The sequence below is a fragment of the Streptomyces sp. R-74717 genome, from assembly GCF_047305335.1.
Taxonomy (GTDB): domain Bacteria; phylum Actinomycetota; class Actinomycetes; order Streptomycetales; family Streptomycetaceae; genus Streptomyces; species Streptomyces atratus.
The window spans coordinates 8,812,961-8,827,003 of the sequence record NZ_CP102361.1 but is presented as its reverse complement, the minus strand read 5'-3'; the positions used below and the strand labels follow the sequence as shown (position 1 = coordinate 8,827,003).

The following is a 14,043-nucleotide window of genomic DNA, read 5'->3' as shown; positions in this document are numbered from 1 at the left end:
GACGCGCCCGTTCCCGGTCAGGAACAGGACAGAGAGGCCAACGCATGACCACCCCGACCGCCGACCGGCACCAACTCTTCATCAACGGCGCCTACACCGACGGGACTTCCGGGACCACCCACGAGGTGATCAGCCCCGCGACGGGCGAACTCGTGGGCACCTTCCCGCTGCCCGCGGCCGCCGACGTCGACACGGCTGTACGGGCCGCGAACGCGGCCCAGCCGGCCTGGGCCGCGACCAATGTGTGGACCCGCGCCGAGCTCTGTCACCGCATCGGTACGGAACTCGGCAAGCGCGTGGACGAACTCGCCCGCCTCCAGTCCCTGGAGCAGGGCAAGCCGCTCGCCGAGTCCGTCGCCGACATCGAGGAGGCGGCCAAGCTCTTCCACCTGCACGCCGAGGACGCCGTACGGCTGCACGGCGAGACGCTGCCCTCCACCGACAACACCAAGCGGATGTTCACCTTCCAGCGCCCGGTGGGCACTTGGGGCATCATCACGCCGTGGAACTTCCCGCTGCTGATGCTCGCGGAGTTCGTCGCCCCCGGACTCGCCACCGGCAACGCCCATGTCGTCAAGCCGCCGGCCAACACCCCGCTCACCGTTCTCAAGGCGATGGAGGCGTTCGTCGCCGCCGGACTGCCCGACGGCCTCGTCAACATCGTGCCCGGCGAGGGTGACACCGGCGATACGCTGGTACGCCACGAAGGCATCCACGCGATCGGCTTCATCGGCTCCACCGCGACCGGGGCGAAGATCCAGTCCGCCGCCGGCCTCAAGCGCTCCATCATGGAGTGCTCGGGCAACGGCCCGCTCGTCGTCCTCGCGGACGCCGATGTCGAGGCCGCTGCCAAGGCCGCCGTCGACGGCGCCTACCCGTGCGCCGGACAGGTCTGCTGCGCCACCGAACGCGTCATCGTGCACGCCGACATCCACGACGAGTTCGTCGAGGCCGTGCTGCGCGAGGCCCAGCGCATCACCCTCGGCGACCCGTTCGACCCCAAGACGGTTCTCGGCCCCCTCAACAACGAGGGCGTCGCGGCCAAGATGGACCGTCACATGGCCGACGCGCGCGAGCGCGGCGCGCGCATTCTGCTCGGCGGCAAGCGCGCTTCAGGACACCCCACGGACCTCTACTACGAGTTCACCGTGGTGGACGGGGTGCCCGAGGACAGCCTGCTGTCCCGCGAGGAGTCCTTCGGCCCGGTCGTCCCGATCATCACCGGGCAGGACGAGGACGACCTGTTGCGCATCGCCAACGACGACAAACTGGGCCTTCAGGGCGCCGTCTTCACCCGCAGCATGACCTCCGCCTTCCGCTTCATCGAGGAAATGGCCGTCGGCCAGGTCGTCGTGAACGAGAGCAACAACTGGTGGGACATCAACATGCCCTTCGGCGGCGCCGGCAGCCGCTCCACCGGCTGGGGCCGCATCGGCGGCAAGTGGACGCTCATGGACATGACCGACACCCGTACCGGTGTCATCAGTCTCTGACCGCCCCGCGCCCACTCCACCGTCCGCCGACCGGGGCCCCGACCAGCGTCGGGGCCCCGGCCCGCGCTGCCCCACCACGCCGGTAACGAGGTACCCGCCAGATGACCACCGCAGCCCCCCGCCCCACCGACCACCGCAACCGACTGCGCGACACGAAGGCCGCCCCCTACTGGCTGGACCGGCCCGAGCACCCCACACCGCTGCCCCGGCTGACCGCCGACACCACCTGCGATCTCGCCGTCGTCGGCGGCGGTTACACCGGGCTGTGGACCGCCCTGCTCGCCAAACGCGCCCGCCCCGAACGAGACGTCCTCGTCCTCGAACAGAACACCTGCGGCCACGCGGCCAGCGGCCGGAACGGCGGTTTCTGCTCCCCCAGCATCACCCACGGTCTCGCCAACGGCGCCGACCGCTGGCCCACCGAGGCCCGGCTGCTGCACCGCCTGGGCATGGAGAACTTCGACGCCTTCCGGCGCGACCTGGACACCCATGGCATCGACTGCGGGTTCATACGCAGCGGCAAGGTCACCACCGCCGCCACCCCCTGGCAGGCCGAAGGGCTCAAGGGCGCCCATGCGCTCGCCCGCCGGTACGGCGAACAGACCAGGCTGCTGGACCGTGACGAACTGCGGAGCTACGTCGACTCCCCCCTCTGGACAGCCGGCCTGTGGTCCCCCGACTACGCGCTCCTCGACCCCGCCCGCCTCGTCTGGGGCCTGCGCGCCGCCTGCCTCGACCTCGGGGTCCGCATCGCCGAGCACACCGAAGTCACCGCCCTGACCACCCGTCATGCCGGCCGGGTCCGCCTCACCACCCCCTACGCCGCGGTCGGTGCCCGGCAGGTCGCCCTCGCCACCAACATCTACCGGCCCCTGCTCAAGCGCCTCTCGCTCACCATGATTCCGGTCTACGACTACGCGCTGACCACCGAACCCCTGAGCAATGAGCAGCTCGCCGCCATCGGCTGGAGCGGCGAGCACGGAATCACCGACGCGGGCAACCAGTTCCACTACCTCCGCAAGACCGACGACAACCGCATCCTGTTCGGCGGTTACGACGCCATCTACCACTACGGCAACCGGGTCGAGGAGCGTCTCACCCAGCGCCCCGCCACCTTCGACACCCTCGCCGCCCAGTTCGCCGAAGCCTTCCCTGCCCTCGCCGGCGTCCGCTTCTCGCACTCGTGGGGCGGCGTCATCGACTCCACCACCCGCTTCTGCATGTTCGCGGGCACCGCCGCGCGCGGCCGGATCTCCTACGCCCTCGGCTTCACCGGGCTCGGCGTCGGCGCCACCCGCTACGGCGCCCAGGTGATGCTTGACCTGCTCTCGGGCCGACGCACGGAACGGCTCCGGCCCGCCATGATCCGCCGCCCCCCGGTGCCCTTCCCCCCGGAGCCGGTCCGCTATCTCGGCGTCGAGGCCACCCGGTGGTCCATGGCCCGCGAGGACACGCACGGCCACCGCAACCTGTGGCTGCGCTCCCTGGACCGACTCGGCCTCGGCTTCGACTCCTGAGCCGGGCAGGATAGGCCCGTACGACCGAAGATCCAGGCCCGCACACCGTGGTGGGCCGTACATGAGAGCCGGAGCAACAGCATGAGCACGCTGGGTGGCAGCCCCCTGGACGACACCGACCGTCAGATCATTGCCGCACTTCAAGCGGACGGCCGCCGCCCGTACAGCCAGATCGCCGAGGAACTGGACATTCCGGCCTCCTCCGTGCGTTACCGCGTCCAGCGCATGGAGGAGAACGGCACCCTCCAGATCGTCGGCATCGCCAACCCGCTGACCATCGGCTTCGACCGGTTCGCCATGGTCGGCATCCGGGTCAGGCCGGGCAGTGCCCAGGAGGTCTGCCGACGGCTGAGGGATCTGCCCGAGACCTCCTACGTCATCATGACTGCGGGTACCTACGACGTGATGGCGGAAGTGATCTGCCGGGACACCGATCACTTCACCGACCTGATGAACCGCAGGCTGCATCTCATCGACGGGGTCGTCTCGACCGACTCGTTCTTCGTACTGGAAGTGCACAAGTTGGCCTACGGATGGGGGGTCGGCGAGGTGGACACCTCGTTGCTCGACGCCCCGCAGCCGCCGCTCAGCGCCGGTCTCGACCAGCGCGCCTGAGCCGTGCCGCGGGCATCAGCCCGCGAATCCCACGTGCACATGGTCGTGATGGGTGTCGTCGGTGAAGAACTGATTCACCGTCGCGCCCCCGGAGAGCTGGATCGGTCCGCCGACGTTGTACGAGCCGGCCGCCGCCGCATCCCGTATGAAGGACTCGGTCAACCGGCGCGGAGTGGCCGGATCGACGACCTTGTGCCCGTCGATCCGCCATACGTCGAAGGCCCGGCCCGGTGGGTGATCGCTGGGCCGGTCGGTGCCGAACACGTACAGCGGATGCCCGGAGCGGAACACGGAGACGTCCATCCGGTACGTACCGGCCAGTCGCAGCAGGGCCCTCAGGACGCTCGGGTGGATGCGCCCACTGCGGATGTCGGCCGCCGCCGCGGGCGGCAGGCCGATCCGCGGGTTGTCCAGTACCTGCCTCGCCACCGTGGGCAGCGACGCCGCGGCGGCGCCGGGTCGGCCTGGGTGGAGCGCGGTGACCTCCCAGCGGGGCCGCGCCCGGCTCAGCCGTACGTCGACCGTCGTGCCGCCCGCATGCCCGGGGGTCCATTGCCGGCACACCACCATCACACTGGCCGAGTCCGCCAGAATCCCGCCGTACTGCGCGTCGATCACCTGGAGCGCGGCCTCATCCGCGTCGGGCCGCAGCGGGCCCGCCCGGTCCACCAGCGACGGCGCCGCCGCCAGCGCGGCCACCCGTCTCTTCGCCGCCGCCGCACCGCCCTGCCCGGTGGGCCACGCACCGATTGCCTCCACCACCTGGACGGCGCGCAGCTTCACGCTGGGATCCACGTCGGCGCGGTCGGGGCGCCAGGCCGTGGTCGCGGGCAAGGACGCGAGTGGAGACGAAGACGCGGACGTCGGGGATACCGACTCGGATGGGCCGGCCGCAGTCCGGGAGGTTGCCGAGCAGCCCGTGGATCCCGTGAGCAGTCCACCGGTGCCGAGCAGCAGTGCACGCCGGCCGAGTGGTTGTCGCATGCGTTGCCCCGTTCCCGTTCGGGGCCCTCATCCACAGAGATTCGGACCCGTACAGATTTCGATGGTCAGGCATGAATAGCTTCATCATCTTCCATTCACCCGGGCGCGACTGCCAGCATCGGCGCACCGCCACCCCGTGAGGGAGAAATCCGATGAATCGTCCCCGTTCTCTGCGCTGTCTGGCTGCTCTGGCCGTGGTGGCCCTCGCGGCCACCGCGTGTGGACGCTCCGGCCAGGGCGACGCCCCGTCCGGCAGTACCCCGCAGGCCGCCGCCGGCCGGACCGCGGCCGAGCTGCTCCCCGCGCAGTACCGGCAGAAGGGTGTGCTGCGGGTGGCCACCGCGGTGGGATATCCACCGATGGAGATGTACGAGCCCGGGACCACCCGGCTCACAGGTGTCGACCCCGACCTGGCCAAGGCCATCGCCGAGCGGCTCAAGCTGAAGCTCGAACTCACCAATGCCGCCTTCGACGGGCTGATCCCCGGTCTGGAGTCCGGACGCTTCGATCTGGTCATGTCGTCCATGACAGACAGTGCCCAGCGGCGCCAGGCGGTCGACTTCGTCGACTACTTCCGCACCGGCGGCGTCATCATGACGAAGAAGGGCAACCCGCAGGGCATCAAGTCCCTCACGGACCTGTGCGGAAAGACCGTCGTCCTCGCCAAGGGCAGCTCGAACCTCCACATCGGCGAAGAACAGAACGCCAAGTGCAAGGAGAAGATGCGGATCTCGCAGAGCGAGGACGCGCCGACCGGGCTGCTGCAGCTGGACAGCGGACGCGCAGTCGCGACCATCGTCGACTATCCCGTCGCCAGGATGTTCACAAAGAAGAGCAGCGCTTACGAGGTTCTGCCGACGCAGTACGGCACCGCCCCCTGGGGCATCGCGGCCGCGAAGAGCCAGGGAGGATTGCGCGATGCCGTCCACAAGGCCCTGCAGGAACTGATCGACAGCGGCGATTACAAGAAGATCCTCGACACCTGGGGAGTCGGCGACAGCGCCGTGCCCGAGGCCACCGTGAACGACGGGCAGTGAGTACGGACATGACCCACCGGAAAATGCCCGGCGCCGCCCTCGGTGCGGCACCGGCAGCCGCCACAACGGATGCGACACCGCCGCAGGAGGACCTCTCCCTCCAGGTGACCCGGCGCCCCCGCCCCGGGCGCTGGCTGGCGGTCCTCGCCGCCGCACTGTTCGCGGTGTGGCTCGCCTACACCGTCATCGTCAATCCCAACCTGCACTGGGACATCGTCGCCAAGTACCAGTTCGACGGCGTGATCCTCAAGGGTCTCGGGGTGACCATTCAGCTCACGCTCGTCTCGATGGCTCTCGGCATCGTCATCGGGGTACTCGTCGCGGTGATGCAGCTCTCCGACAGTCCGGTTCTGCGTCTCACCGCCGGTGCGTACACCTGGTTCTTCCGCGGCACACCGCTGCTGGTCCAGCTCATCTTCTGGTTCAACCTGGCCCTGCTCTTCCCGGTGATCAGCATCGGTGTCCCGTTCGACGGCCCGAAACTCATCAGCTGGCAGTCCAACCAGGTCATCACCGGATTCGTGGCGGCCCTGCTCGGCCTCTCCATCAACGAAGGTGCCTACATGGCCGAGATCGTGCGGGCGGGCATTCAGAGCGTGGACCCCGGACAGCGCGAGGCCGGTGCGTCCATCGGCATGTCCAACCGTCAGATCCTGTCCAGGATCATCCTTCCGCAGGCGATGCGGGTCATCATCCCGCCGTTCGGCAACCAGTTCATCTCCATGCTCAAGACGACCTCGCTGGTCTCCGTCATCGCGGGCGCCGATCTGATGACCGTCTCCCAGCACCTCTATCTCGCCAACTTCGAGGTGGTGGCGCTGCTGCTGGTGGCTTCCCTCTGGTACCTGGTACTCACCACGATCGCCAGCATCGGCCAGCACGCCGTCGAACGCCGCTACAGCCCCGGCGCCGCCCCGCCGCTGCGGCGCAGGGTCCTGGCGAATCTCGTACCCGGACGTGCCAGGAAGGAGGCAACGGCATGAACGACGTAATCCTCAGGGCCCGTGGGGTCCGTAAGCGATTCGGTGCCACCGAGGTGCTGAAGGGCATCGATCTCGATGTACGCAGCGGAGAGGTGCTGTGTGTCATAGGCCCTTCCGGGTCCGGGAAGTCGACACTGCTGCGCTGCTTCAACCACCTTGAGCAGATCGACGCGGGGCGGGTGTGGATGGACGGTGAACTGATCGGCTACGAACAGCACGGCCCGTCCGGCCGCGTCCTGCGCGAGCGGCGCCCCCGTGACATCCGGCGCCAGCGCGAACGGATCGGCATGGTGTTCCAGCGGTTCCACCTGTTCCCGCACCGCACTGCGGTGCAGAACGTGATGGAGGGGCCCGTCGCCGTCAAGGGACTCTCCCGTGTGCAGGCCGAGAAGCAGGCCCGGGAGCTGCTGGACCATGTCGGTCTCGCGGACCGGGCGGACCACTACCCGGGGCAGCTGTCCGGCGGGCAGCAGCAGCGCGTGGCGATCGCCCGCGCACTGGCCATGGAGCCGGCACTCATGCTCTTCGACGAACCCACCTCCGCTCTCGATCCCGAACTCGTCGGCGAGGTCCTGGGCGTCATGCGCGACCTGGCCCGCAGCGGTATGACGATGGTCGTGGTCACCCACGAGATGGGCTTCGCCCGCGAGGTCGCCGACCGTGTCCTGTTCATGGATCAGGGTGCCGTCGTCGAAGCCGGGACCCCGGAGCTTCTGTTCACCGACCCGCGGCACGAGCGCACGCGGGCCTTCCTGTCGACGGTGCTGTGATGGGCCGCCCCCTCGATCTGCTGCTGCGCGGCGGCACACTTCTCGACGGAACCGGCGCACCCGCCAGGGAGGCGGACATCGCGGTGACGGACGGACGGATCGCCGTACTCCCCGCCGGCACCCCGGCCGCGGCGGCCGAGACCCTGAACGTGACTGGCCAGGTCGTCACTCCCGGCTTCATCGATGTGCACACGCACTCCGACGCCCTCGCGGCACCCCACGGCGCCGACGGCACCGCGGAGCCGGTCGACGACCTTCGCCTCGCCCCACTGCTCCAGGGCGTCACCACGGAGATCTGCGGCAACTGCGGAACCAGCCTGTTCCCCGCGCTCCCGGAACGGCTGCCGGCACTCGCCGAGCATCTCAGGGTGACGTTCGGGCTCGGAGCTGTCCAGCCCGCGGTGGACTTCGACGCATTCGCCGCCGGACAGGACCCGGCCCTGCGTCGCACCCACATCGCCTCGTTGGTCGGCCACGGCACGCTGCGCGCCGGGGTGATGGGCTTCGAGGCCCGCCCGCCCCGGCCCGACGAGCTGGACACCATGTGCGCGCTGCTCGACCGGGCGCTCGGCCAGGGTGCGGCCGGCCTGTCCACGGGGCTGATCTACCCGCCGGGCACCTACGCCGACACCGAGGAGATCGTCGCGCTGGCCGCAGTCGCCGCGCGTCACGGCAAGCCCTACGTCACCCATCTGCGCGACGAGATGTCACAGGTGGAGACCGCCCTGGAGGAAGCCCTGGAGATCGCGGTGCGCTCCGGCGCCCCGCTGCAGATCTCCCACCACAAAACCGCGGGCCGGCACGCCTGGGGCGCCACGCTGCGCACCCTGCCCCGACTGGAACAGGCCCGTGCCGAAGGCGTGGACGTGCTGTGCGACGTCTACCCGTACACCGCGGGCAGCACCGTTCTGCACGCCATGCTGCCACCGTGGACGAGCGAGGGCGGCGTCGGTGCCCTGCTGGAACGGCTGCGCCGGGCCGATACGCGCGACCGGATCCGGACGGACATCGCTCAGGGCGTCAAGGGGTGGGAGAACACCGTGGGCAACGGTGGCTGGGACCTCATCACCGTGGCCGCCGCGCAGGCGCACCCGGAGGCCGAGGGCCGCAGCATCGCCGACCTCGCCGCCGGGCGCGGCGTCCACCCGGTCGACTACGCGTGCGACCTGCTGCTGGCCGAGCAGGGCGAGGTGACCATCATCAGCCACTCCATGCGCGAGGACGACGTCCGGCGGGTGCTCGCCAGCCCGCTGTCGATGATCGGCTCGGACGGAGTCCCCAAACCCGGTCGCCCGCACCCTCGTTGGGCGGGAAGTTTCGCCCGCGTACTCGGCCATTACGGCCGTGACCAGCAACTGATCCGGCTGGAGAACGCGGTGCACAAGATGACCGGTCTGCCGGCCCGGCGGTTCGGGCTCACCGGCCGCGGTGTGGTCCGCGACGGCGCCCTCGCCGATCTGGTCGTCCTCGACCCGGCATCGGTACGTGACACCGCCACCTTCGACCGACCGCTGCTGGCCCCCGAAGGCATCGATACGGTCGTGGTGGCGGGGCGGGTCGCGGTAAGGGGCGGCTGCCCGACCGCGGCGCGGGCGGGAGAAGTGGTGAGGATCCGATGAGTCTGGCCCAAGTGGCCGCGGCGGCGCGGCGCTCGGCAGCGCTGCCGCTCACCCTGGCCGTCGCCGCCGTCGACATCGACGGCGGCGAGACGGTGGGGGTCCACGACCGCACCGTACTGCCGGTCGCGTCCGCCTCGAAGCTGCTGCTGCTCGCCGAGGTCTCTCGCCGACTGGATACCGGGGAGCTGCTCGCCGACCGGCCCGTCGAAGTCCTCGACGAGGACATGGCGGACGGCACCGGGCTGCTGCGCCGGATGAGCAGGCGTGACTGGACCGTCGAGGATCTGGCCTGGCTGACCGCTTCGGTCAGCGACAACACCGCCACCAACGCGCTCCTGCGCCTGGTGGGACGCGAGTCCACCGCCCGGATGGCGGAGGAACTCGGGCTCGACCGCCTCACACTGCACGACAAGGTCCGTGACATCCGGGGCCCTGATGTGCCGCCCCTCTTCGCCACCGGCACCGCCCGGGACCTGGCACGGCTGGTGACACATGCGGTACGCGGCACGATGAGCTCCCCGGCAGCCTCCGCACGTCTCCTGCAATGGATGCGCGCCAACACCGACCACGGTCTGGTCCCCGCCCTGGTGGATCACGACCCGTACGCCCCCGGCTTCCCGAACCCCTTGCCCGACGGGCTTCTGGTGGCCAACAAGACCGGCACCGACACCGGGGTCCGCGCCGACGCCGGTGTCATCGTCGGTGCGCGCCGACTGGCGTACGCGGTGGTGGCGCACTGGGACCCGGCGCTGGGCCCCAGCACGGAGCGGGCCGCGGTGCACGCCATCCGCGACGTCGGCCGCACCCTCGCGGCCTGTGCCCGACGCCGCGCCGCCGAATGAGAGCGGCACGCCCCGCCGGTCACGACCACTGCATCTCCAGCAGCGACCGGATCTCCTCGGCGGCCGACCGCAGCTCCGCGAGGAAGATCCGCAGCAGCGGGTTGCGGTTGGTGGGCCGGGTGGCGACCCCGATCCGCCGGTGCAGTCGGGGATGGTCCAGTCGGCAGACGTGCACACCCGTGGTGTCGCCGAGCCCGAGGGCCGGGACGAGCGCGATGCCCATGCCCGCGCGGGCCAGGTTGATCGTGACCTGGTAGTGATCGCTGCGGCAGCGGACCCGCGGCCGGAACCCCTCGGCCGCACATGCGCGTTCCAGGACCGGTTCGCCGGTGTGGCCGCCGTGCGTACCGATCCAGCTCTCCCCCTCCAGTGCGGCGAGCCGGACCGCGGTGCGCCGACCGAGGCGGTGCCGCAACGGGAGGACCACCAGCTGCGGCTCGTCGAAGAACATCTCCACGTCCACGGCCGCCTGCCGGCACCAGGGGTCCAGCGGATGCTCGAAGACGACCGCCGCATCCAGCCGGCCCGCCTCCAGATCGGGCACCAGCTCGTGCGGCTGCCCCAGGATCAGCTCCAGCTCGACCTGGGGCCGCTCGGCCGCGAAGGCCGACAGCGCCCGAGGAAGCAGCTCCAGGCCCGAGGAAGCGAAGAAGCCCAGCCGCAGTACCCCGGCGTCGCCTTCGGAGTGCGCTCGCAGATCGTCCTGTGCGACAGCCATCAGGTCGGCGACGGCCTGTGCGTGCTCGGCCAGCCGCACACCGGCCGCCGTCAGCCGCAGGCTCTGCGGCTGACGTTCCACCAACGCCACCGCGAGTTCCTGCTCCAGCCGGGCGAGTTGATGCGAGACGGCGGACGGGCTCAGATGCAGCGCCTGAGCCGCGGCGACGATGGTGCCCGTGCGGGCTATTTCCAGCAGGACGAGCAGTCGGGCACTGTTCAGCATCGGGTCAGGTTAGGCCGTGCCGACGCACTGCGCCGCCCCGGCACCCGACCGAACGGTCGCCGACGGCGCGACGGGCCCGGCGGGCTCGTCCACGTCCAGGCGCAGCAGGTCTTCCTCGGTCTCCCGCCGCACCACGGTGCGGGCACGGCCGTCGGACACGAAGACGACTGCGGGGCGCGGCAGCTTGTTGTAGTTGGACGCCATGGCATATCCGTATGCGCCCGTGACCGGCGTGGCCAGGAGGTCACCCACCGCGGCCTCGGCCGGCAGGGCGGCATCGTCGACGATCACATCGCCGCTCTCGCAGTGTTTGCCGACCAGCCGTGCCCGCAGCGGTCGCGGGGCGCCGGGGCGGCGTGGCAGGAACACCTCGTAGCGGCTGCCGTACAGGGCGGGGCGCAGATTATCGCTCATCCCGCCGTCGACGCTGACGTATGTCCGCACGCCCTCGATCCGCTTGATCGTGCCCACCCGGTACAGGGTCAGCCCGGCGCGGGCGGCGATGGACCGGCCGGGCTCCACTGTCACGTCGCCGCCCCAGCCCGCATCGCGCACCGCGGTGCGCACCCGGGCCGCCCAGTCGGCGAACGAGGGTACGGTCTGCCCCGCCTCGTACGCGACACCGAGGCCGCCGCCGACGGTGAGCCGGTGCACCCCTGTCTCCGCGGCGAACCGTGCGACGGCCGCGGCTCCTGCAGCGAGCTCCGCCGTGTCCAGCACCTGGGAGCCCACATGCGCGTGGACGCCCTCCAGGATCATCGCCGGGGAGCCGGCGGCCCGCCGCACGGCGGCCGCGGCGGTTCCGCCGACGAGGCCGAAGCCGAACTTCGAGTCGTTGCCACCGGTCCGGATCGCTTCGTGTGCGCCTGCGGCGACACCGGGCGCCACCCGCAACTGGACGCGGGCGGGCGGAAGTTGCTCCTCGGCATGCAGGAGCTCGATGCGGTCCATCTCGTCGAAGCTGTCGACCACCACGTGCCGCACGCCGGCTGACATGGCCGTGCGCAGCTCCGCCTTGTCCTTGTTGTTGCCGTGCAGCACGATCCGTTCAGCCGGAACACCCCCATGCAGCGCCACTCGCAGCTCGCCGCCGGAGGCGACATCGAGCAACAGTCCCTCCTCATGGGCCAGTTTGGCCATGGCCGTGCACAGGAATGCCTTGGAGGCGTAGGCGACGTTGTCCCGGCCGAAGGCCGCGACCGCCTCCCGGCAGCGTCGGCGCAGGTGCTCCTCGTCGTACACGAAGAGCGGTGTTCCCCAACGCTGTGCCAGTTCGGTGAGCAGGACGCCCCCGACGGCGAGCCCCTCCGGGCGGATCTCGGAAGTGAAGGGCAGCAGACCCGTTTCGATGGCTGACGACATGGTTCCTCCCCCGTAGACCGGTTCTCCGCCATCCTGCGGCCTGCGCGAGGGGTCACAAAAGCGCTTTCTTCTATGGCTGAGCCTCATGATTTTCGATGCTCGTGCCGCGTCGGGGGTCACGGGAAGGGCCTCGTACCGGGCCTGGGAACTCCCGTCACAACGCCGTGATCAGTCCTCCGCCGATGTCGAAGTCGGATCCGGTAACGTTGCCCGACCGGCCGCTCGCCGGCAGAAGTACCAGATCGGCGACTTCTTCCGGCCGGGTGAACCTCCCGATCACCGCTTGGGCCGCGAACCCCTGGGCAACGGTGTCCGGTGCGGTGCCTTCGGCCGCGGCAACGGTGGCCGCGATGCCTCCCTCCCCAGCCAGAGGGTCCAGCGAACGGCACCGACGGCGGCGAGTCCAGACGCGCCATGAGAGGCACGACGGACTCAGCGTTTCCGGTGTCGGCAGTGATGGCGCGGCGCGGACAGCAGCGGAGTGACGCAGGCCGACCGTCCGGGTGACACCGCCTGTTGAGACGGTCCGCCCCTCTCGCTGCTACGTGACACCTTGGTGCGTTGTTGTCACGCGTTCTTCAGCAACGTCCAGGGCATGGCGCACCGCACCCATCGCAACGGCTCGTTCGCCGAGCACCGATGCGTTCAGCTCGACCGGCACCAGGGTGTGCGATCGCAGATGCCTGCGCACAGGGCCGAGCAGGGTGTCCCCCGCTCGCGACACCCCGCCGCCGATGACGACCCTGCCCGGATCGAGGACGAGGAGAAGTACGGCGAGTCCTCGGGCGAACCGGGCGGCCACGCGCTCCACCACCTCGACGGCGGCCCGGTCGCCCGCTTCCGCCGCTGCGAAGAGCGGTGCGATGTCATGGGCGTCGCCCACGGGAGCGCCGGCCTCCAGAGCCAGCCGGTGAATGGCCTCGGCGCCGACGAGCCGCTCGAACGGTCCCATACCGTCGGCCGGGCGCGGTCCGGGACAGGTGTCGGGATCACCGACGAGGTCGATGAAGCCCAGTTCACCGGCGGCGGCCGAATTCCCCCGGTAGGGCCTGCCGTTGATGACGATGCCGGTGCCGACGCGCCGCCCCCACTGAACGAAGACCAGGCAGTCGGTGCGCACACCGCCGTCGGTGACACTGCCCGCTCCGGTGGGGGCCGCGGCTCCGCGCCAACGCTCGGCGAGCACCGCGAGGTTGACGTCGTTGTCGATGGACACCGGGCAGTGCAGCCAGTCGCGCAGCAGCGAAACAGCGGGCAGCCCGGCCCAGTCGGGAATGCTGGGAGCGAGCAGCACCTCGCCCCGCTCGCGGTCGACGATGCCCGGGGTGCCCGTACTCACCGCCCACAGGCTCGACAACGGCACGCCCGCCTCGGCAGCTGCCGCCGTCAGTGCGGCGCGGACGGTGGCGAAGATCTGCGGCCCGGCCGCTCCCTTGTCCACGGCTGCACGATGGGTGGCCAGCACCTGACCTGCCAGGTCCGCGATCATCACCAGCACCTTGTGCGGACCGATGTCGACCCCGGCGACATGTCCCGACTCGGCACGGAACCTGGCGTACTGGGCGGGGCGGCCGAGCTGCTGCGGTCCCGCAGCCGCGGTGAACTCCACCAGGCCGCAGTCCCTCAGCTCGGTCAGGGCTCTGGTCACCGCGGGCCGTGACAGGCCGGTGAGCGATGCGAGGTCGGTGACGCGGGCGGTGGGAGTGTCCCCCTCCCGCAGTGCGGCCAGCACCGCGGCCACGTTCATCCGGCGCAGGACGTGCGGACCGGTGGCCGCTGCTTTCCGGACTGGCATGTGCTTCAACTCCCTTGCCCGACCGTGCTGTCGGCACTGTACCCAGCGCTTCGAGAACCCGGGCTGTCGGCACTCTTGACGAC

12 protein-coding genes are annotated in these 14,043 nt (G+C 70.4%); 8 read left to right on the top strand and 4 right to left on the bottom strand.

All coding sequences use genetic code 11. The features are described from left to right. Nucleotides 1-44: 44 nt before the first annotated feature. The 3 genes from NRF20_RS39835 to NRF20_RS39825 all read left to right on the top strand — a co-directional run bounded on the left by NRF20_RS39835 (nt 45) and on the right by NRF20_RS39825 (nt 3,625). Nucleotides 45-1,493, top strand: coding sequence for an aldehyde dehydrogenase family protein (locus NRF20_RS39835; RefSeq protein ID WP_398631715.1), 1,449 nt, complete (start codon nt 45-47; stop codon nt 1,491-1,493). Nucleotides 1,494-1,594: 101 nt separating this feature from the next. Further along, nucleotides 1,595-3,010: an NAD(P)/FAD-dependent oxidoreductase gene (locus tag NRF20_RS39830; protein WP_398631714.1), complete on the top strand. Its 1,416-nt coding sequence runs from the start codon at nt 1,595-1,597 to the stop codon at nt 3,008-3,010. Nucleotides 3,011-3,091: 81 nt separating this feature from the next. Further along, nucleotides 3,092-3,625: an Lrp/AsnC family transcriptional regulator gene (locus NRF20_RS39825; RefSeq protein WP_114242922.1), complete on the top strand. Its 534-nt coding sequence runs from the start codon at nt 3,092-3,094 to the stop codon at nt 3,623-3,625. A gap of 15 nt (nt 3,626-3,640) precedes the next feature. Here the strand turns inward: NRF20_RS39825 and NRF20_RS39820 are convergent, their stop codons facing one another. Continuing rightward, entirely contained in the window at nt 3,641-4,459 is an 819-nt protein-coding gene (locus tag NRF20_RS39820) for a hypothetical protein (protein WP_413754142.1), read from the bottom strand. Nucleotides 4,460-4,761: 302 nt separating this feature from the next. Here NRF20_RS39820 and NRF20_RS39815 point away from each other — a divergent pair, with 302 nt between their 5' ends. The 5 genes from NRF20_RS39815 to NRF20_RS39795 are packed head-to-tail and all read left to right on the top strand — an operon-like array spanning nt 4,762 to nt 9,860. After that, the gene (locus tag NRF20_RS39815; RefSeq protein WP_398631712.1) at nt 4,762-5,646 is read left to right on the top strand and encodes an ABC transporter substrate-binding protein; all 885 of its coding nucleotides are present in this window, start codon (nt 4,762-4,764) and stop codon (nt 5,644-5,646) included. An 8-nt stretch (nt 5,647-5,654) separates the two neighbouring features. Next, complete coding sequence (locus NRF20_RS39810; protein WP_398631711.1) at nt 5,655-6,629, top strand: amino acid ABC transporter permease; 975 nt, start codon at nt 5,655-5,657, stop codon at nt 6,627-6,629. Beyond that, nucleotides 6,626-7,399: an amino acid ABC transporter ATP-binding protein gene (locus tag NRF20_RS39805; RefSeq protein WP_266364401.1), complete on the top strand. Its 774-nt coding sequence runs from the start codon at nt 6,626-6,628 to the stop codon at nt 7,397-7,399. The genes NRF20_RS39810 and NRF20_RS39805 overlap by 4 nt, the downstream gene beginning before the upstream one ends. After that, on the top strand, nt 7,399-9,018 hold the full coding sequence (locus tag NRF20_RS39800) for an amidohydrolase family protein (RefSeq protein ID WP_398631710.1): 1,620 nt from the start codon (nt 7,399-7,401) through the stop codon (nt 9,016-9,018). Before NRF20_RS39805 ends, NRF20_RS39800 begins: the two co-directional genes overlap by 1 nt. Continuing rightward, nucleotides 9,015-9,860 carry a serine hydrolase gene (locus tag NRF20_RS39795; protein WP_398631709.1) on the top strand — a complete coding sequence of 282 codons (846 nt, stop codon included), beginning with the start codon at nt 9,015-9,017 and terminating at the stop codon, nt 9,858-9,860. Before NRF20_RS39800 ends, NRF20_RS39795 begins: the two co-directional genes overlap by 4 nt. A 19-nt stretch (nt 9,861-9,879) precedes the next feature. Here NRF20_RS39795 and NRF20_RS39790 read toward each other — a convergent pair whose 3' ends face one another. The 3 genes from NRF20_RS39790 to NRF20_RS39780 all read right to left on the bottom strand — a co-directional run bounded on the left by NRF20_RS39790 (nt 9,880) and on the right by NRF20_RS39780 (nt 13,960). Continuing rightward, entirely contained in the window at nt 9,880-10,803 is a 924-nt protein-coding gene (locus tag NRF20_RS39790) for a LysR family transcriptional regulator (protein ID WP_266364394.1), read from the bottom strand. 9 nt (nt 10,804-10,812) lie between these two features. Beyond that, nucleotides 10,813-12,165 (bottom strand): diaminopimelate decarboxylase, encoded by a 1,353-nt coding sequence (lysA, locus tag NRF20_RS39785; protein ID WP_413754141.1) that lies wholly within the window; start codon nt 12,163-12,165, stop codon nt 10,813-10,815. A 541-nt stretch (nt 12,166-12,706) separates the two neighbouring features. Next, entirely contained in the window at nt 12,707-13,960 is a 1,254-nt protein-coding gene (locus tag NRF20_RS39780; RefSeq protein WP_413754140.1) for an ROK family transcriptional regulator, read from the bottom strand. Nucleotides 13,961-14,043: the final 83 nt, after the last annotated feature.